This is a genomic window from Enterocloster sp. 210928-DFI.2.20, assembly GCF_020554465.1.
GTDB classification, from domain to species: domain Bacteria; phylum Bacillota; class Clostridia; order Lachnospirales; family Lachnospiraceae; genus Enterocloster; species Enterocloster bolteae.
Genome location: NZ_JAJCHK010000017.1, coordinates 77,025 through 98,752 on the forward strand (window position 1 = coordinate 77,025; position 21,728 = coordinate 98,752).

The 21,728-nt window shown below is 39.7% G+C and carries 11 protein-coding genes and 1 pseudogene; 2 read left to right on the top strand and 10 right to left on the bottom strand.

All coding sequences use genetic code 11. The annotated features are described in order from the left end of the window. Nucleotides 1-10: 10 nt before the first annotated feature. From LI015_RS16165 to LI015_RS16205, 9 genes are all read right to left on the bottom strand, one after another. Nucleotides 11-7,942, bottom strand: a complete 7,932-nt coding sequence (locus tag LI015_RS16165) for a non-ribosomal peptide synthetase (RefSeq protein ID WP_227125650.1) — start codon at nt 7,940-7,942, stop codon at nt 11-13. Next, nucleotides 7,939-8,583 (bottom strand): 4'-phosphopantetheinyl transferase family protein, encoded by a 645-nt coding sequence (locus LI015_RS16170; protein ID WP_002565722.1) that lies wholly within the window; start codon nt 8,581-8,583, stop codon nt 7,939-7,941. The genes LI015_RS16165 and LI015_RS16170 overlap by 4 nt, the downstream gene beginning before the upstream one ends. Nucleotides 8,584-8,593: 10 nt before the next feature. Next, nucleotides 8,594-10,081, bottom strand: a complete 1,488-nt coding sequence (locus LI015_RS16175) for a condensation domain-containing protein (RefSeq protein ID WP_002565723.1) — start codon at nt 10,079-10,081, stop codon at nt 8,594-8,596. Between the two features lie 24 nt (nt 10,082-10,105). Then, complete coding sequence (locus LI015_RS16180) at nt 10,106-13,249, bottom strand: amino acid adenylation domain-containing protein (protein ID WP_227125652.1); 3,144 nt, start codon at nt 13,247-13,249, stop codon at nt 10,106-10,108. Nucleotides 13,250-13,253: 4 nt separating this feature from the next. Beyond that, nucleotides 13,254-14,018: a thioesterase II family protein gene (locus tag LI015_RS16185; RefSeq protein ID WP_002565725.1), complete on the bottom strand. Its 765-nt coding sequence runs from the start codon at nt 14,016-14,018 to the stop codon at nt 13,254-13,256. A gap of 219 nt (nt 14,019-14,237) precedes the next feature. Then, nucleotides 14,238-15,737, bottom strand: a complete 1,500-nt coding sequence (locus tag LI015_RS16190) for an ABC transporter ATP-binding protein (protein WP_002565726.1) — start codon at nt 15,735-15,737, stop codon at nt 14,238-14,240. A gap of 13 nt (nt 15,738-15,750) precedes the next feature. Continuing rightward, on the bottom strand, nt 15,751-16,476 hold the full coding sequence (locus tag LI015_RS16195; protein ID WP_002565727.1) for an energy-coupling factor transporter transmembrane component T: 726 nt from the start codon (nt 16,474-16,476) through the stop codon (nt 15,751-15,753). Continuing rightward, entirely contained in the window at nt 16,476-17,063 is a 588-nt protein-coding gene (locus LI015_RS16200) for an MptD family putative ECF transporter S component (protein ID WP_002565728.1), read from the bottom strand. Before LI015_RS16200 ends, LI015_RS16195 begins: the two co-directional genes overlap by 1 nt. 78 nt (nt 17,064-17,141) lie before the next feature. Then, complete coding sequence (locus tag LI015_RS16205) at nt 17,142-17,759, bottom strand: TetR/AcrR family transcriptional regulator (protein WP_002565729.1); 618 nt, start codon at nt 17,757-17,759, stop codon at nt 17,142-17,144. 126 nt (nt 17,760-17,885) lie between these two features. On the opposite strand from LI015_RS16205, the gene LI015_RS16210 reads away from it, so the two are divergent. Beyond that, the gene (locus LI015_RS16210) at nt 17,886-19,640 is read left to right on the top strand and encodes an ABC transporter ATP-binding protein (protein WP_002565730.1); all 1,755 of its coding nucleotides are present in this window, start codon (nt 17,886-17,888) and stop codon (nt 19,638-19,640) included. After that, complete coding sequence (locus tag LI015_RS16215) at nt 19,641-21,365, top strand: ABC transporter ATP-binding protein (RefSeq protein WP_002565731.1); 1,725 nt, start codon at nt 19,641-19,643, stop codon at nt 21,363-21,365. Between the two features lie 68 nt (nt 21,366-21,433). Here LI015_RS16215 and LI015_RS16220 read toward each other — a convergent pair. After that, a pseudogene (locus tag LI015_RS16220) lies at nt 21,434-21,568 on the bottom strand (phage integrase SAM-like domain-containing protein); the annotation flags it as partial. Between the last annotated feature and the right edge of the window lie 160 nt (nt 21,569-21,728).

Consider the following 21,728-nt stretch of genomic DNA (forward strand, 5'->3'; position numbering starts at 1 on the left):
ATAACTCCTCTTATTTGTTTTCTTCCATATAAGCTGATAACGCCTCTATTGTCTCATATTCCAAAATATCTTCTATGCTAATGTTTTCCAGACCTGCCAAAGCAATTTCGTCCAATAGCTTCATCAGAACAATAGAATCTCCACCCAGGCCATAAAAATCATCGGTAATAGTAATTTCAGTATTTTCAAATACCTTTTGCCAAATTCCCAGCAGTGTTTTCTGCAACGGACTGATTACATCTTTTGATAATGCCCGCTCCTTCTTATCTAAATTCAGCTCAGGAAGCTTACTTCTGTCAATTTTCCCATTGGCAGACAGCGGTAATTCTTTTATGGAAATATAATGCTGCGGTACCATGTATTCAGGCAGAAAAGCACCTATACTTTCCTTGATAGTCTCTGAAGCAAGGTCGTTCGATGTTGGAATATAGTATGCTATCAGCTGTTTATTTCCCGTTCTATTTACCACATATGAAATTACACTTTTTTCAATTCCTGGTACATTATTAATGGCAGATTCAATTTCTCCTAATTCGATTCTATAGCCACGAATTTTAACCTGATTATCTATTCTGCCTAAAAATTCAATATATCCCTCTTTCCGCAGCACTCCCATATCACCAGTCTTATAAATCCTGCCCAGATGGTCATGTTGAATAAATGCAGCTTCCGTTTTCTCTGTATCTCCACAATATCCCTGTGCGACCCCAACTCCTCCAATATATATTTCACCCACTACGTCCATAGGGCATAACTCGCCGGCGAAGTTCAAAACATACATTGTCTGATTTTTTAAAGGCATGCCATAAGGTATACTCTTCCATGCTGGTTTTACTTCTCCTATTTCATAATAGATTGACCAAATAGAAGCTTCTGTTGCTCCGCCTAAACTCATTATCTTAGTTTTGTTAAAGATGCTTTTCGCCTTATCTGGCAAATCAAGTGGAATCCAATCTCCACTCAGCATAATCTGCCGTAATGAAAGGCTATCTTTCATCCCTCTTTCCAACATATGTTGAACAACAATTGAGCAGATAACCGGTACCGAGTTCCATACCGTAATCTTTCTTTCCGCAAGAAGGGAAACAATCTCGCTGCAATCTCTCGCATCACGGACCATTACCAGTGCAGCTCCTGTACTAAATGCTCCAAAAATATCATATACGGATAAATCAAAGCAAACTGATGATATCCCAATCAATCTGTCCGTCTTATTTAATTTTATCTTGTTGTTCAGATCGCTGATTGTATTGCAGGCTGCCATATGATTTATCATAACGCCCTTTGGTTTTCCTGTACTGCCTGACGTATAAATGATATATGCCAAAGAATCAGGCAGCGATTGTATTCCTATGGGGCTTTCATCATATTGCTCTAATTCCCCCGAACGATACAGTTCCTCACTCAGCAATAGCCTTGAACCACTATTCTCCAGTATGAAATCCCGTCTTTCCTTCGGGAACTTTGCATCCACAGGAACATAGGCAGCACCCGTTTTTAATACTCCTATAATAGAAATAATGGTTTCCGGTTTTCTTTCTCCCAGCACGCCGACCCGGTTATTGGCGCCGCAGATTCCATGGCTGCATAAATAACGTGCAACCTGATTCGCTTTGGCCTCAATCGCAGCATAGGTGTATTGTTTGTCTCCGTAATATAAGGCTGTTCCGTCCGGTGTTTCCCGGACCTGCTTTTCAAAAAATGCCTGCAATGTATTGGGGGCAACACGTTCCACCGGCATGTTATATCCATCCCAAACTTTATCCGTTTCTATTTGAGACCGTGTTTCAAATACCCCATTTACTGCTATATTTTTAATTCCACTTATAAAATCCTCAAATACTGCAGCTATTATCGCAGGATTGAATAAATCCTCCACATAATCCCACGATATATAAAGCTCATGCTTCATTTCAAGAATTTGGTTATCCAAAAATACCTGAGGTGTCTGCGTAACGGCGTATCTCAGTTTTCCAATCTGTTCAAACCAGTTCTCATCAGAATCAAATAACACACAGGTAAATACCACCGGCATCAGGGCCTTACCTATTCCATTCCTCAGCCTTGACAATTCTCTTATAATCTCTGTACCATCAAATGCTTTGTGATCCAGATTATTCAAAATCCTCGTCTGAATCTGCATCGCATTATCCCAAAAATCCGCCCCATCAATATGTACTTCCAATGGAAGAATTTTTGTAAAGTCCCCTAAAATCCCACTGACATTCTGATCAAACTCTTTTCTTTCAAATGCAGTCATATTAAGCAGCAAATCCTTCTGATTACTCCATTTCGCAAGCACCCTGGCATAAATTGTGCAAAGTACTGTAGATGGAGAAACAGCATGTTTTCTTACAGTGTTTTTAAATGTCCCCCAGGTTTCAGCATCAATCGTTTCGGAGACTCTGCTGATTCTATAATTTTTACATTGTGTCAGGTTTTTCAGCATAGGTAAGTGAGGGAATTCCGGAAAACAAGGAATTTTATTTAACCAGTAAGCTTTCGCCTCCTGATACTCCCTTTCATTCGTACAATCATTTAATGAATTTACATATTCGTGATATGAATAATGAATCGGCGGCAGTTTTTTATTATTTAAACCTTCTGTAAATTCCTTTAGAAAGATTCTTAAGCTGTCACCATCACAAACCATGAGGTTGATACTTGCACACAAAATCTTAAAATCGTCACATCCCCGTTTTAAAACTTCAAACGTAAATAACGGCCACTTTGAAAAATCATAATTTTTGTGAGACAATTCGCGGCGCATCTGTTCATTCTTTTCCGCAAACTCCTGTTCCGTCTCGGCTATCGTAATATCAACCTTATACTCCGGCACGTCTGCCAGAATCTTCTGTGTTCCATTTTTTAAAAATATACTGCGTAAAACCTCATGACGCTCCAGCATCTGTGCAATGCTTCTTTCAATATCACTGATTTCATATGGGAACTCCACCTCAAAATAGTAATGGGCATTATAGTGCGCCAATTCAAACGAATCATTTCTTCCATTAAAATATGCTTTTTGAATATTCGTCATTGGAAGTTCCGTTTGAGATGCTTCCACTGTTTTCTCCCCCTGGTTTTCCGATAATAAAGTGGCCTTCGGCTCCTCCTTTGATTCCGTTTCAGCTTGTATAAACCGGGCCAATTCTTTTACAGTGCCGGTTTCCACAATTTTTACAAAGGGAATTTTCACTGCAAATTGCTTTGTTAATTCCTGTGCTATCCTTTGTGCAATGATAGAATCCCCGCCCAAGGCAAAGAAGTTTTCATCAACCGATACTTGATCGCTCTCTAAATACTTCCCCCATATTACAGATATTTTCATTTCTATCTCATTAGCCGGAGCTGATATCTCGGATTCCTCTTTTAATTCCCGTATCTGCAATAACGCAGCCCTGTCTATTTTTCCATTTTTACTTAACGGGAACTGTTCCATATAAACAAAGCGGTATGGGATCATGTAGGCAGGCAGATATTTTTCAAAGTGAACCTGCAATTCCCTATCTTCTATTTCCTTCCCAGTATAAAACAGAGCCAATTTCTTCTTAGAATCCATAATTGCAATTGCATTATCTACTGTATAGAATTTACGGGCAACAGCCTCAATCTCACCTAATTCAATACGAAAACCGTTTATTTTAACCTGACCATCTTTTCGCCCCAATATTATTACATATCCTTCTTCAGAAAATTTACCATAGTCCCCTGTTTTATACACTCTCCCAATTGAAGGTATATCTACAAATGACCGATTTGTTTTTTCCTCGTCTCCAACATATCCTAAAGCTACTCCCCTTCCGCCAATACAGATTTCACCCACAACATTTGTTGGGCATGCATCGCCTTCTTTATTCAATATATAAATCTTTTGATTTCCTAATGGATAGCCATAAGGTATACTGCTCCATTCTTTCCGAACCTCACGGATCGGAAAATAGATTGACCAGATTGAAGCCTCTGTAGCACCTCCCAAACTTATAATTTCTGCATTCGTAAACACCTTTTTTATTTTTTCAGGCAGCTCCGTACCAATCCAGTCCCCGCTTAAGAAAATATGATTTATTTCTGTATTTCTATAATCCACTGGAAGACTTTCCAAAAACAGTTTCATGATTGCTGGAACCGAATTCCATATCGTTATAGGGAATTGCTCCAGCATATGGTTTATCTCTTCTGCATTCCTCGGGTCCTTTACCAAAGATAAAAATCCGCCCATATAGATACTGCCGAAAATATCAAAAATGGATAAATCAAAATTCAGCGCAGACAATCCCAATACCCCTTCATTTTCGTCCAAGGCAAATCTTTTTTTCATATCAACCAGCGTATTCATAACACCTTCGTGAGAAATGGCCACCCCTTTGGGATTGCCTGTGCTACCCGATGTGAAAATTATATAGGCTGTGTCCTCCAACTTAGAAGTTGTGTGATTCCTCTGTCTCTTAGCAGAAACACATCTTTCAATCTTATTATTCTGCACATGCACAATCCACTCTGCACTGGAATACTCTCTTATAGTTTCAATACGTTCCTTCGGATAATCTTCCGGAACGGGTATAAAGGTGGCTCCTATTTTAGCAACAGCTAATATCGCTACTACGGAATCAATATCCTTTCCCGCCAGTACCATGACCGTATCTCCACATTTCATCCCCTGTTTTATATAATCCTCAATCATATCTTCCATACGTCTCTTTAACTGTTCATATGTTAATACAGTTTCACCATCCGTTATGGCTGTTTTGGGACCAAAGAAATCGAGTGACCGTTTTAACATTTCCGGAATAGTCATTAGTTCTTCCGAATAATCAGTTTCATTGTACCGAGTAACTGCTCTCTCATTTCCTACGGGGATTTCATTGATTTCACGGCCGCAGATTATTCCTTCAACAAGATTCATGTAGTAATCAAACATATTGTGAATCATATTGTCCGGAAAAACCTTCTCCAGATAATCCCAAGCGATTACGTAAGTTGTATCATAATGATATATCTGGCAGTCCAGATATACCTGTGATGTTTGAGTAACAAAGTAGTTGATGTCCTCATATGTAAGCGCATTGTCTTCCTTAAACAACATACTGGTGAAAACCACCGGCATTAAAGCCATCTCGCCCTGATGAACTTTAGCATACTCCCTTATTACTTCTACACCATCGAAATTGTTATGATCCAAATACTCATATAACCTACCCTTTACATGAGATAAATCCTGGTACAGATTCCGGGGACTGCCTGATTCATTTTCGTAATTGAAAAGTGTATTGGTCGTAAAGTCTCCAACAAAACGCTCTGTGTCTTTCATCTGTGTCGGACGATCCATCACTGTTACATTGAGTGTAAATTCCGGTTCCTCGCTCCATCTCTTAAGCGTATGTATATAAAGAGTCAACAGCAATACGCTTATCGTCACACCATTTCTTTCTGCAACATTTTCTAACTCTTCCCAGGCTTGCTCTGTAAATGCCTTCTCCTTGCGTAAAAATACATTAGGGCCACGATTGACAGCTGCAAGAATCGGTATTTGTGGGGAGCCCGGAAGCGTCTTCACTCTTTCCAGCCAATATTGTTTATCCTGTAAGTATCTGTTTCCGGATTTTCTGATGGAATATGCTTCCAGATACTTGCCAAATCCATCCGATATGGGTTCTAATTCCAGCCTCCTGCATAAACTCTTAAAGTCTCTGACCAACACGCTTAAACTAAATCCGTCCACAATAAGCATATCTATATCAATGGCCGCAATATAAGAATCCCCCTCCTTGATATTACAGATTTCAAACAGTGGCCATTTGTCTGGTTCATTTACTTTCTGATTGGCAGCTTTTCTATGGCTTTCAAGTGACTTTTCTTCTAAAGTCTTTAAGAAAAACGTATCGGCAATGTCTTCACCCAATACCACCCGTCTGCTATTTTCAAAAATACTGCGCAGCATAGAATGGCGTCTGATTAGTTTACGTATTGCCTCTTCTATTTTTTGTGAAGAAAGATTATGCCTCACTTCCAAATAAAAGTGGGACATGTTGGTATTTCCATAGAACTCCTGCTGGCGTCCCAGTATGTATGCCTCCTGTATAGAGGTGCAAAACATCTGGTTTTCACATGTTATCTTTTCTACCGGTATTTCTCTTCCGGAAAGCTTATTGATGTAATCACATAAATCATGAATGGTTTCACACCTCGTTAAATCAAGAATCCCCATTTTAATTCCAAATTGCTTATGGATTGCACCAATCAACCGAAACATACTCAGGGAGTCTTCTGCAACGTCCAGAATACTGGTGTCTTCCGTAACTTCTCCCGCAAAGTAACCCTTTATAAAACCTTCTATATTATCTCTTCTCTCTGAATCTCTACTCATTGTATATTTCCTCATGATTTCTGCTTTACTGATTTTTCCTGCTTTTGTATTACTAAGTTTGTCCATAAAGATAATATCATCTAGCTTTATACCCAGCTCTCTTAAAATAGTATGCCTGATTTTACTTTTCATTTGCTGACCTTCAGCCTCATTTATTTCAACAAATAAATAGATATAAAATTCACCCTCGCTGGACACATTATCACCGCAGGCCACGCTTCTAAGCTGAAAATATTTAGCAACCGCATATTCAAGATCACTCAGGTATATATTTTTTCCGTAGGAAAAAATCACGTCCTTTCTTCTCCCTATAACATATAATGCCCCACCAGAGTAAAATCCTATATCGCCTGTACTTAACCACCCATCTTCTACAGGCTGACGGCCATCATACTCAAAATATCCCTTACAAACAGCACTTCCCTTTATCTCTATATTTCCGATACAATTTTCTTTTAGTTCCTCACGATGGTCGTCCATGATTCTCACTTTTGTATCTGCAATAGGTTCTCCCTGACAAATTAAATCAGCTTTTTTATAATCAAAATGGCTGCTGTCAAAATCAATTCCTGATGTTATATTCACTTCTGGTGCCACTTTAGCTTTTAACACATTTCCTTTATTTACAACCACACCGGAACAAGTCTCACTCAACCCATACGCAGCAACAAACTTTTCCTCATCAATATGAAACCTGTTTACCTTAGAAAAAAATCTCTGAATCACCTGCCGTGAAATCGGTTCTCCAATACTCATTAAAATGCGAAGGGATGATAGATCCCAATTATCTGAATCAGTTATACAATCGGACATATACTTATATGCAAAATTAGGTGCTACAGAAACCGTCACATTGTATTTTTCCATCAAATCGAACCATTCCCTGGGATTAGATAAAAATGAGCTGATTTCCGAGTAAACGCATGTACAGCCTGTAAAAAATGGTAAGAACATAAAGTCCACCATCCCCACTATATGCTCTAAGGACATCCATGTCATAAACACATCATTTTGTGCTACGCTATACTCTATGCTTTTCTCTTTTACCGACTCTATAATATTTTCGACAGTCAATATTGTTCCCTTTGGTTCCGAGGTACTGCCGGAGGAATACATGATAATTGCCTCGTCCTGCTCCCCATATGCTCTGCCCCTGCGGCAAAGGCTCATTGCGTCCGCTTCAATATTTTGTATATCAATACTTCCATCTGTAAAATGAGCCAAATTCTGGCTGCCCTGATTATCAGCAATCACCAATGTCCCTGGATGCGCCTTCAAAATCTTCTTTAACTGCTCATAACCACTTTGGCTGGTACACATTGGCAATATAACCGGAATGGCATCTAAACAGAATACGGAAATCAGGGAAATTAGAAACTCCTTTTTATCACCAATCTGTAAAATAACATACTCTCGCCTTTCAACAGAGCTCAGCTTCGCCATGGTTTTTTCAACCATATTCCGTAAATTATCTGCACTGAAACGTTCCTCACTCAAATCATAAAATATAATTTCATTTTCGCTATTATTAAAGAAATTATGAAAGATTTCCATAATACTTCCATTTTGTCTCATATATTCAGTAACTCCTTTCGTGTAACCATTTGATATCGGACCGGGTATTTGCTACATACCGCTAAATACATACTTCCTATCTTTTTCAGATGATACACAAATTCATCTTTGCAGAAAGTCCCGTCTTTCGGAGTTAAAAACTCAATATAATTGCTCCCGTAGACCAAACCTATGCCTGTACATTTTACAGTAGCTTCCTTTAAAACCCATAAGCGGAAGAAATCTTCTTTCTGCGAATTTACAATGAATTCCAGTTCTTTTGGTGAAAAAATATCCGATGAAAAGAACATTCTCTTTTCATCGATTGTTTCTATATCAACACCTATATCATTTATAGAAACAGCACAGACCACACCCTGGGAACAGTGGCTAAAATTAAAGTAAACGTCTTGATATTCTTTTAAATACGGTTTTCCGTGAATGCCATAGTCCATAGCAATCCTTCCCTCTATATTAAACTCCCGTTTCAGGGCAATCGTTAATAAGAGATAAGCGATGACGCAATTCTTACGATCAAGATCCCGTTTATATTTTTTAACCTTTTCCAACCGATATTCCGGCAAAATCATAGATACCCGTTCTAAATCTGATTCACTGATACGGTCTAACTCCTTAAATATATAAACACCATCATTCCACATGGGATTCTTCCTATATTTCAATTTCCTGTTCCCAATCCAATTGAATGATTTTCCTCAGCAGAGCTATATTTTTGTCAAACATCTCCTGTATCACAAAATTCTCAAATGCCTGTACCACGTAATCCCAATTAACAGACAGATTACCTTTAAAATCCGTTGCCTGATAATCCAAAGAAACTTGAGGTGTCTGGCTGTAGGCATAAATTTCTCTTGCCCAATTGGGGAGATAGTAATCGGACTGTTTAAGTCCCTGAAGGATTCCCGTAAAAACTACCGGCAAAGACGCCTGAACTGGATTATTCTTTGGCATTTTTCTGATTATCTTTACGCCCTCATACCCTCTATATTTAACCAAATTCCAAAATTCTTTCTGTGTTTCCAGAACCTCCTCCTTAAATGACCGTCCTTTCTTCGCTTCATATACCGCGATACTGATATTCGTAAAGTCTCCAAGGACTTCCTGCACTTCCCTATTTGCTGATAAACGATTAAACACAGTTAGATTTATGGAAAACTCAGGAGACTCCGCATATTCTGCCAATACTTTCATATAAACAGTACACAGAACTGCTGCTGGGGTTACTTTGTATTCCTTCGCCTTCATATATATCGTTTCTGTATCGGATCTCGGCAACTCATAATTCAATCTTCTAAAATGCGGTATATTAATATCCGATAGTTTTTTTGCATATGGCAAGGCCGGTGCCTTCGGAAGCATTTCACACCGCTGGCTCCAATACCGCTCAGCCTGCTCCTGAATTTTTTCATTCAGAAGCTTCCCATGTTCATTGCAATATTCTCTAAAGGTGTATGCAGGAACCATAATCTTATCATTTTCATAAAGTTTATATATCTGCTTCAGCATAAGTGTGACACTCCAGGCATCCAGCAAAATACAGTCAAACCCCACATGCAGCCTGTAACAGCAATTATCCTTTGTTGTCAGACCCACATGAAACATAGGCCAGGACTCCAACGGATATATTTTGCTTTCCCACTCTAACCGCAGCGCTTTTTGCTCTGCTTCATCATTTACTCTTTTCACTTCAATGGAGAACCACGGTACGTTACTTAAAACAGCCTGCCTCCCACACTTCAAGATAATGCCTCTCAGTGCCTCATTATCATGAATCACCTGGTTAAATATTGATTCAAATTTCTTAACATCCAGCTTATCCATATCTATTTCAAAATAGTAATTAGCACTGATACCTCCCAATTCATAGAGGTTATCCCTACCCAAGAAATACGCCTTTTGTATCGGGGTTAAATCAAATCCCTTATCCTGAACCTCCTCCTTCTCCAAGAGATAGGATATAATTGCTGTTTTATTCTGCCGCATCCATTTTAATGCCTCTTCCGTAACCTTGCCCTGTTCGCCTTTAAACTTTAGCTTTTCATCCTCTAACCATACATTGATTCCATCACTGGCTAATTTATTTAAATTTATTCTCAACTCATTATCTGCCAGCCATATGAACTCTTTTGTTTTATCCATAGAGTCAATGCTCCTTCCAGAGTTTTATATCTCGCCTTCAACCATACCTTCATTCTCCGCAAGCCTGGCCTGAAGCAGATCCGCAACAGACTTGAGAGATGGCGTGCTAAAGATATCCTTTAATGGTATATCCACAGAGTATTTCTTCTTGATTTCCGCCAGAAACCGAGTTGCTGATAGACTATCTCCGCCCGATTCAAAAAAGCTCTGGCTCCTATCAAATATTTTGCAACTCAGAATGTTTGTCCAAAGCTCTGCAATATCAGCTTCAATTCCCTGAAGTATGATACTCTCCTTTTCCGCTGTTTGCTTTACAGCCAATAACGCTAATGTCTGCTGTCTATCCACCTTTCCATTTTTGCTCAACACTACTTGCTTTACAATCATGCGTTTAGTCGGAATCATGTAGGCCGTCAGATTTTCATTCATGTATTCTAATATACGAGATCTCATTTCTATTACTTCTGGTGTTACGTTTTTAGCGTGGATTAACAGAGCTCCCAATCTTCCTCTTCTGTTTATTGCAACCTCTCCAAAAGGAGCCTGTCCATAAATATTTTTCCAATCATCCAATAATAGTAAAGGCGTATGCTCTCGTCTTCCCCGCTTTCTATTAACAAATCCATTCTCCAGCAAACCAGAAATAAGAATACCCATGGGGTCTAACTCCTCATACTCGATTGCATAAAAGTCCCCTTCCCTCTTCAGCAGAAGCGCTGCCCACTCCACTTCCTTTAAAGGTTCCTCATAGGTATGCAATAGATTTACCGCCAAAACAATATCATATTTATTCAGTTCCGATTCTTCCACACCCTCATTGTATGTACTGCAATAGCGGATATTTGCATTCATTCCTCCCAGTTTTTCCTGTGCCAACTTCAATATTCCCGCTGAAGTATCAAATAACGTTATCTCCTCTGCCTGGCAGAATCCGTCCCAGTATTGCTTTATAATTTCTCCTGTTCTTGCACCCAAAACTGCGATTTTCCTGTTACTTATATCGCCTGCCAGTATCTTGTCTAAAAAGTACTTCGTATCTTCCCCCTTTAAAGACCAGAACTCTGGTGAAACCTCCTCCCTCCGAAGCAGCTCCTCCACACGTTGCTCCCCCGTGAGTATCTCCGCAAAAAGATTCCTTGCATTCATAACCTCTTGCAATGGTTCCATTTCCTCTCTGGCGTAAAATATATCTGCTGAATATTCCATATGGCATTCAAGCCAGCCCTCCCAAAATTCTATAATCGGCCTATACTCTGCTGATACCCTTGATTGCATATGACAGAATTCAAGAATCAACTGCCTGACAACTCTTTCACGTTCCTTCATATGGAAATCCGAATATTTGTTGTTATCCTCACAACAAGTAATATGTACATTGACAGCAGCATTTATTTTCGGAACAATCACAGCTCCTAATTCCTTTTTTCCTTTCTCATCAACCACACCTACCACTACATTAGAAACGTCCGGAGAACGCTTAATAACATTTTCTACTTCTCCCAATTCGATTCGGTAGCCATTAATCTTAACCTGATTGTCGATTCTACCCAGAAATTCTACAATCCCTGCAGAATTATACCGGACCAAATCGCCGGTTTTATACCACCTTACCCCATCTATTGCAACAAACTTCGCATCTGTTAATTCAGGGTCATTTAAGTAGCCTTCTGCCACACCGTCCCCGCCAATCCACAGTTCCCCATTTACATAATCCGGACAATCATATCCATTACCATCAACAACTCTCAGATACTGATTGCTTAGTGGTTCACCATATGGTATTGACTTCCAGCTGCTGTCAATACCGTCCACAACAAAATAATTAGACCATATGGCCGCTTCCGTTGCTCCTCCCAGAGAAACAAACTTACAGCATTCACTGATTGCTTTCAGCCTGTCATATAAATCCATCTTAATCCAATCTCCGGATAATAAAACCAGTTGAAGCGGCAGCATTTGTTTATCAGTTTCACAGGTGGTTAATAACATATCAAACAGTGCCGGAACCGAGTTCCAAACATTTACGCCCGCATCAATAATTGCTTTTCTCCAAAATACAGGCTCCCTTTTTGTTTCCTCACTCAACACCACCAAGGTTCCCCCAGCTGATAACAATCCAAAAATATCATAAACAGATAAATCAAAATCCAAGTCTGAAATAGCGATCCCAGTATGATTCCTACCTATATTAAATCGTTGATTTATATCGGCTATTGTATTATGGGCCTCACTATGGGAGATAACCACACCTTTAGGTATACCAGTTGTACCCGATGTAAAAATAATATAAGCCGGTTGGTTCGTTTCGGGAAAGCCAGGTTCTTTTGCCGGTAACGCTTTCTGAAGAACCGCTTCAAGGCAGATCACAGATACTCCTAAATCTTCTTCTGACCTCATTTCATTGCTTGTTACGATATACCTTATTCTTCCAGTATCTATAATTTTCTTTTTTCTTTCTACAGGCTGGTGAACGCCAATAGGCACATATGTTGCTCCTGCCGCCAAAATACCATAAACGGCAATAACCTGATTAATGCCTTTGGGTATACTTACACCGACCAGCGTTCCGCTTTTTACATCATTTTCCTTTAAATATCCAGCTAACTTTAAAATCATATCCTGTAAGCAGGAATAACTAATTTCTTCTTTATTTCCATTCTTGTAATATATAAGTGCTGCTTTCCCAGGCGCATTTGCCGCATTTTCAAAAAATCCATGATGTAGGCATTCATCTGAAAATGTTTTTTTCGTCCTATTCCTGTTCTTCCTGACAGCCATCTGATTTCTCGGAATTTGGTGGACCATTGGAGCATTATCAGCTAAATCTGCCCACTCCAAAATAATTTCCTCAGTAAAAGCACTCAAGCCTTCCATCATATCACATTCCAACTGCTCACACTCAATGCACAGAACAGCCTTATCATTGTTGCACATTACACTGCACACGTAATCATTGATAACTATGGTATCTTTATCCTTAGACCTGTCGATTACCTCACTAATCAAATCATTCAGCGTCACATATTCTATTGCTGTTTCATTTGCAAACCAACGATAATATATTTCCACTGCGATTCCCTTTAGCAGTACATTAACCGATACCTTCCGTTCCTCTGCAATTGTTCTTAACGTGTCCATCCCTTTTATAATCGAAATGTTTTCCTTCATAGGCTTAATCCTCCCGTTTATTAATTGCTTCCTGTATCACAATATCCCTATACTTATTGCCTAAATCTGTAACAAAGAAATGGGAACCCTCGAACAAATTCAACTGAAAGATATTGGTTGTCATATGTTTCCACAAATTCATTATCTCTGCATTTGCCTCGTAATCCTGGCTTCCAGTATGCGCTACTATCGGTATATCCAACACTTCTCCATGATAAACCAGACTTTCATTTAATATATAATCCTGACGCAGACCCGGAAGAATAAAATTCAGCAGCTCTTTATTTTCTAGCACTTCCTTTGGTGTGGCATTATACCGAACTAACTCCTCAATTAAAGCATCATCATTCATATAGGTCTTAAATTCATAGGGATTTTCCTGATCCGGAGCCTGACGCCCGGCAACAATTATTTTTTCACATTTTCTGTCTAATTGATTCCACAAATAATGTGCCGTATAAAACGCCATTGCTGCCCCCATACTGTGCCCATACAGGACAATTTTTCTGCCGCAGCTAACATCAGCAATTTGCAATGACAGTTCCGGCAGAATCTCATTAAAATCAACAGCCATTCTTTCAGTCCGCCTGGTTCCCTTTCCAGGCAGCTCGACACACATAATGATCACTGAATCATTAGATTTCAAAGTCCACGGCCGATATGTTGTCGCCGTTCCTCCTGCATGATGAAAGCAAAACAAGATAGTCCCCTTATTACTGTCAGCTACATTTTCGGACACAAATGGAAAATACCGATTTTTTATGGTCATACGTTTCCTCCCAAAATAACTTTTTAACAAATTTATAAAATAATTGCCGCAGACTTTTTGATAAATCGACATTGTCATCTATTATAAAAAGTACTGCGGCCTGAATCATTATATTAACTTACAGCTTACTCTTACATTTTCTTTATCCGAAATAAGTTCTCTTTAGTCCTTATGACATATAACATTTCTCTCAGCTCACTTCAAAGTACTCATTCGTTTTTATATAGCCATTGCTGAACTACCCTTTTCGTGGGAGAAAAATTCCTGCAAAAGTCTTACAGCCTCGTTATCCATAGGCCGATGCCATAATATACGGCCATGCTCAATAAACATAAGATGTGTACAGCATTTGTATATCAGTTCAGGATCATGCGTTATCAGAAACAACGTTTTTTTCATTTCTTTTAGCTGTATTAATTTTTCTGAAACCTCAAGCATATGTCTATAATCCAACCCGCTGGTGGGTTCATCAAATATGATTATTTCTTTTCCAGATGCAACCGCACTGCCAATAGCAACTCGCTGCTTCTCTCCACCGGATAATGACATTGGGTGCAGTTTCAGTTTATCCGACAAATCAAGCCCGGCCAAAATTTCTTGTGCCCGAACCTTGTCCTCTTCCTCATTTTCTCCATCCATACTCAGCAAAAGTTCATCAAGAACATCTTCTGTAAAAAGCTGGTGATTTACATCCTGCATTACCATATAGGAAATATGCCGGCGCTTCTTCGCATTAAGGGCATTGCCATTTAATTTCAAAGTGCCCTTTGAAGATTTATCTAATCCGCATAGACATCTGGCAAAAGAGGATTTACCAGCTCCATTGTCACCAATGATTCCAATGATTTCTCCCTGCGGCAATGTTAAATCCGGTATGTTTACAATCGGATATCCCCGTTTTTCATATGAAAACCAAAAATTATCAATCTGCAGGCTTTTTTCATTTGCTTCAGGGGTTTTTTCAGGCATCAAGTCAAATGGATTTAATGCACGTAATCCCATTTTCTTTAACTCTTTTGGGTCTAGTCCCAAAAATTCCTCTCTTGTATATTCATTACATATCTCTCCGCGCTTCATATATATGATTCGGTCCGCATATGGAGCCAGGTAATAAAGGCGGTGTTCGGCAACAATTACTGTTTTATTTTCAGATTGCCATTGGCGAATTACTTCTGTTAAATCTTTTATCGAAGAAATATCCAAATTAGAGGACGGTTCATCCAAAACAAAAGTATTCGGGCAGATAGCATCTGCCGATGCACAGGCTATCTTCTGCTTTTCTCCACCAGATAAAGCAAACAGGCTCCGTCCAAGCAGATTTTCTAATTTAAGGCATTTTGTTGTATTCTCAAGCCTTGCCAGCATTTCCTGCACCGGCAACCCCATATTTTCGCATCCAAACACAATCTCGCTTGTCGTATCTACATTGTAGAACTGTGTTCTCGGGTTTTGAAATACAGAGCCAACCATGGGAGCAATCTGATATAGCTGATAATCCTTTACCTCTTTCCCATCCAAATAAATCTGTCCCGTTAACTGTCCATTATAATAATGTGGAATCAATCCGTTAATCAGGCGTGTCAAAGTTGTTTTACCGCAACCAGATTCACCACACAGTAAAACAGTCTCTCCATCTTTGATTTTCAAATTAATATTACGCAGGCTATTCTCTGATTCTCCGCTTTCATAGGTAAAGGACACATCTTTTATTTCTATCATTTCACTTCCCCTTCTACCATTTAATAATAAATAAGGTGACAAACAGCATAACGCCTGAAATTACTACCGCAATGGCATCGTAACAGGTAAATCCAACTCTCGTTATACTTGACCGATCCGCTGGATTATCCAACCCACGGGTTAATGCTGCTGCAGACAGTTCATCACCAATCTTTACAACCGAAATCATAAGCGGTATGAAACGATATTCAAGCAGTGCCATTGGATTCTGCCAAAATTTTTTCGTACCAAACTGGATTTCCCTCATTCTCATAGCGTCTTTAATAGCTGCTGACTCTTCCTGCATGGTAGGTAAAAAGCGAAATAATACAGAAAGAGGAATGGTAATATTCCTACCGATATGCATTCTGCTCAGTGATGTAATACACTCACTGGCAGTAGTAGACTTAATTATGTAATTTCCCATTGCAAAAGCAGGAAAAAGCCTTAAAACCAATCCCACCAATAAAACTACAACCATATTGACAACCATATGAAAACGAATTGAGTTTTGGATTTCCTTAACCACCAAAGCAGCTACAAACAGAACTATAAAAATGGTTGCTGCCTTATACTGCCTGTTTGTAAGTAATAGAATAAAAGGTATCAAAGCCACTGCAAGCATAAAAGCAGTATGGCCGTATAAAAACTCGGCGGTAGCTACAACGGCCATCAGCAGTAATTTTGTCCGTGGGTCTAAATGGAATCCTTTCGTCTCTGTAACAGCAAGCATGTGCATCAAACAATACCCGCCCTCTCAAAGTGCTTCTTCAGCATTTTATGACCGAGCAAAGCACCGCAAATCCCGCCGACAAACAAAATCAAAAATCCTGCATACATCATCCATGATGGCATCATAGATTGTAATGTTTCTGCGTACTGGTCCCCCATGGAGCTGTGAATATTTTCCCAGTAGGACTGACCGGCAATCCAAAGATTCGCAGGGCATCCCATCATCCCAAGACAAAAACACGCATAGCTTAGGAAGGTAACTTTAAAGCTTTTATACTGGCCGGCCTTTAACACAATATCAGCAAGAATTCCGCCCAGTGTCCACCCCACCAGCCCAATCCATGTATAGCCTATAAGAAAGAAAAACAGACCGCAGATGACACCTGTAATTGTCAGCATCCCAAATTTTTGGATTTTTGTGTAGTACAGCATCATAGGAATGCCACATACAAACGGCCAGATAAACAGGAGGAATGGATATATTACAGGCAGTGAGGTCAGTAATCCGAAAACAAAAAATATTACAAGAGTCATGGCAGTATAAATTCCTACATTGATAAGATCTTTTCCATTTAGTTTATTAGATTTTTGCATTTTAATCGTCCTTTCGTTATGACTAATTTTATGTTTTATAGTTAGATGCAGCTAACCGTCAGGGAAATTTTTTGGGGATTAAATCCCCAAAACAGTTTGCCAGCCCGAGCTGAAAAATACCGATAGCGTATGGGCATACTTCAATGCAGCTGGCTTTGGATAATTGTGCATAACAATTTCCGCAATTGAAGCATAGTAAGAATGGACCAACATATGCCACTCGTCCTCATCTAAATCATTGACAGGTACACCGCGTGCTTTTAATTCTGCAATGAGTTTTATTGTCTCCTGCACATCTGCGCGTACCAAGTCGTCTAAAAAGCCTGCATACTTTGTTCCTGACGAGTACATCAGAAGCAGCCTGAATACATCAAAATTCTCATAAATATATTCAATTATCTGGATAATCGTGCTTTCTGACAGCCTCCACAAATTCTTAAGCTCATCTGTTTTTACTAAATCAAAATGCTTATCTATTGATTCTGAATATATCTTTTGGATTGTCTGAACAACTGATTCCACTAAAGAACCAAATAAAGCTTCCTTATCAGCAAAATGATTGTAAAAGGCACCATTGGTTACATTTGCGTCTTTACAGATTTCCCTAATACTGGCTCTTTCAAAGCCAAATTCTAAGAAGTGTTTCTTTGCACAGGCCAAAAGCTTTTCATGAGTTTGCTGGAAATCCCTTGACATTTCCTCCCCTCCATTCTATACTATATTACACTGTAATATTACGCTGTAATATAGATTTTACCACCCTTTTCCTAAAAAATCAATACCCATTTACCAATTCTGATTAGCAGAAAGGAAGATGTTTATATGAAATCAAAAGAACCGGGGGCAATCCGACAGCTTTTTATGTTTGTTGGCAGTAGCAAGGGGAAAATGAAATTTTCCATTCTTATGGCCGTTTTAGGGGAACTATTTGGTATGGTTCCATTCCTTATGCTGGCTATGTTGGCAGATTCACTCTATTTCGGAACAGCTACTACTAAAGATACGGTGATATTGGCGGGAATCGCGGCACTTTGCCAGTGCATTAAGACATTCCTTATATGGAGGTCGTCCCTTCTGTCCCACCGTATTTCCTTTACTATTTTACAAAATATACGTGAAAAAATTGCCGATAAAATGGCGAAGGTTCCCATGGGCGTCATGTTGGAAACCCCTTCCGGCAGTTTTAAAAACTTAATTGTAGATAATGTAGCAAAGCTAGAGGATTCTATGGCCCATTTTATGCCTGAACTTCCGTCCCACATTACAGCACCGCTATGCAGTATTCTATTAATCTTTATTTTGGATTGGCGTATGGGGCTGGCCTCTTTAATTACTGTCCCGTTGGGAGGTTTGTTTTTCGCTGCCATGATGCGCGGATATGCCTCCCGTATGGAAAACTATATGTGTTCTGCGAATGAAATGAACAGTTCTCTTGTGGAATATGTAAATGGTATTCAGGTCATTAAAGCTTTTAACCGGTCCAGCTCGTCCTATGGTCAATACTCAAAAGCTGTCAATTACTTCCACGACTGCACCATGGAATGGTGGAGCGAGTGCTGGCTATGGAATGCGGCCGCTCGCGCAGTCCTTCCCTCCACCTTACTTGGCACGCTTCCTATCGGTGCTTTGCTTTTTATGAATGGTTCGATTACTTTACCGGTTCTGATGATATGTCTTATTGTCCCCCTTGGCTTTACAGGGCCGCTGATGAAAGTATCGGAAGCCATGGAGCAGGTGAGTATGATCAAAGGAAACCTTGAACAAGTTACTGCCTTCTTAAAAACTCCTGAACTGCAGCGGCCTGCGGACCCGGTTACTCTCACAGAACCGACATTTGAATTTAGTCACGTTTGCTTTGGTTATAACAAAAGTGAAGTGCTGCACGATATCTCATTTAAGACGTCACCGAAATCAATGACAGCGATTGTCGGCCCATCCGGATCTGGTAAATCTACCATAGCCAAATTAATGGCGGGGTTTTGGGATGCCACCTCCGGGACTGTGCTTTTTGGTTCACAGGATATTCGCAACATCCCCTTTGAGCAGCTGATGGGAGAAATCAGTTATGTTGCACAGGATAACTTTCTTTTTGATAAAACCATCCGTGATAATATCCGCATGGGAAATCCAGCCGCAACGGACGAACAAATAGAAACCGTTGCAAAAGCTGCAAACTGCCATGATTTTATCATGCAATTAGAAAAAGGCTACGACACTATGGCCGGAGATGCCGGAGACCGCCTATCTGGTGGAGAACGCCAACGTATCACCATAGCGCGTGCCATGCTAAAAAAAGCTTCCGTGGTTATTCTTGATGAAGCAACTGCCTATGCAGACCCGGAAAATGAAGCACTGATACAAGAAGCAATCAGTAAGTTAATTTCCGGGAAAACCCTAATTGTTGTTGCACATCGTCTGAATACAATCCGCAATGCCGATCAAATCCTTGTTGTAGCTGATGGGAAAATAGCCGGATGCGGAACGCAAAATGAACTGTTAGAGAACTGCCCTCTTTATAAGGAAATGTGGGAGAATTATTCAGATGCGGTAACTTCCAAAACGAAAGGAGAATCTTAGATGTTTGAAATGATTTCTCGTATTTATCAAATCGCCGGCTCCAGCAGAAAAAAAATAACAGTTGGAATACTGTGCAATATTTTAAAATCCTTTTTTCAAAGCTTTATGATGCTCAGTGTATTTTTAATCATGTTGAACCTTGATACACTGACCTCCTCAATAATTTTAAAAGCTGTAATTATCATTCTTATTAGTATTCTTGGACGTTTCTTTTTCCAATGGATGAGTGACCGTACCATGAGCGGAACCGGTTATGATATTTTCCGTGATTACCGTTTAGAAATTGGTGAGCGATTAAAACAAGCACCTATGGGTTATTTTTCAGAGCAGAACCTTGGAACCATCCAAACAATTTTAACCACTACCATAGCGGATCTGGAAGGTTACTCAATGATGGCTATCGAACAGATGACCAGTGGTGTTGCCATGGCATTCCTTATGTCTTTCATGATGTTCTTTTTTAATCCAATAATAGGGACACTAAGTATGATAGGCTTAGTAATTGGCCTGACAGTATTACGCCTGGTCAGACAGCGGGCCGCAGAACATTCGCCAATTTATCAGGCTGCCCAGGAAAATCTGGTTAATAAATGTTTAGAGTACATACGTGGGATTGCTGTTCTCCGTTCATTTTCAAACGGCAAAAGCGGCCAGCAAGAGGTACACACCGCATTTCAAAAGAAATGGGACGCTGATTATTCGCAGGAAAAGGCAACCGCAGGTGTTCTCCGGCTATATGGCCTTGTCTATAAATTGATGAGCTGCGTCTTAATCGCTATTGCTGGTATCTTATACATGGACGGAAAAATTTCCCTACCATTCTGTATGACATTTTTGTTTTGTGCATTCACCGTTTATTCTGATTTGGAAACTATGGGAAACAGTGCATTCTTGAGCAAGAAAATAAATACCGAATTAGACCGTTTGGAGGAAGTGACAAATATTCCCCAGATGGACACCACTACAGATAAACTCCATCCTTCCAATTATGAGATTTCATTAAAAGATGTATCATTTGGCTATGGTTCCCGCAGAATTATTGACCACATTTCCTTAAACATACCAGAACATACTACATGTGCGATTGTAGGTCCGTCAGGAAGCGGTAAAACGACATTATGTAACTTAATCGCTCGTTTCTGGGACGTTCAGGAAGGCTCTGTGTGTATTGGCGGCCAAAATGTGAAAGACTATACCGCTGACAGTGTGCTTGACTGTATCAGTATGGTTTTCCAAAAGGTTTATCTATTCCATGACACAATCGAAAATAATATTAAGTTTGGGAAGCCTGATGCGTCACTTGAAGAAGTAATGGAGGCAGCAAAAAGAGCCTGCTGTCATGACTTTATTATGGCTTTGCCGGATGGATATCAAACTATAATTGGCGAAAGCGGATCTACATTATCTGGCGGCGAAAAACAAAGAATCTCCATTGCACGGGCAATTTTAAAAGACGCACCCATTGTCATTTTAGATGAAGCGACCTCCAGTGTTGACCCTGAAAATGAACAGGCTCTTTTATCTGCGATTGAGGAGCTGACTAAAAATAAGACTTTAATTTCCATAGCCCACCGATTGAGTACTGTACAAAAAGCTGACCAGATTATTGTGATTGATAATGGGCAAGTCAAGCAAAAGGGCACCCATGAGCAGCTCAGTAAAAAGGACGGAATTTACCGGAATTTCCTTAAATTCTGTGTAGAAGCCACCGGATGGCAATTATAACTATTACTCTTCCAATCTCTGTATCAGTCAAGACCACCAGCTAAGCCGGTGGTCTTGACTCCCATCTAGAAATCAAAGGGGTTCTTCCTCACATAATCATCTTGTATGGCTATGTAGAATGACGCTTTTAACGAGCGTTTATGGTTGTTAATGGTATTGTAGGAATTGTGTTGTTTGGGTATATACAGTTTCAAGACTTCCACAGCCCCTAAAAAGCGTTCCCAAAACCGACACGTTTTTCATCTACTCTTATTTCTTTCATTTTTATTTGGCACAACAAAGCGTATATTATCAGCCAGCAAACCGAAAGCCAGTTCTCCAAGTTCCACCTGTCTATCCTTAAATGTCATGGATGTCATGGCA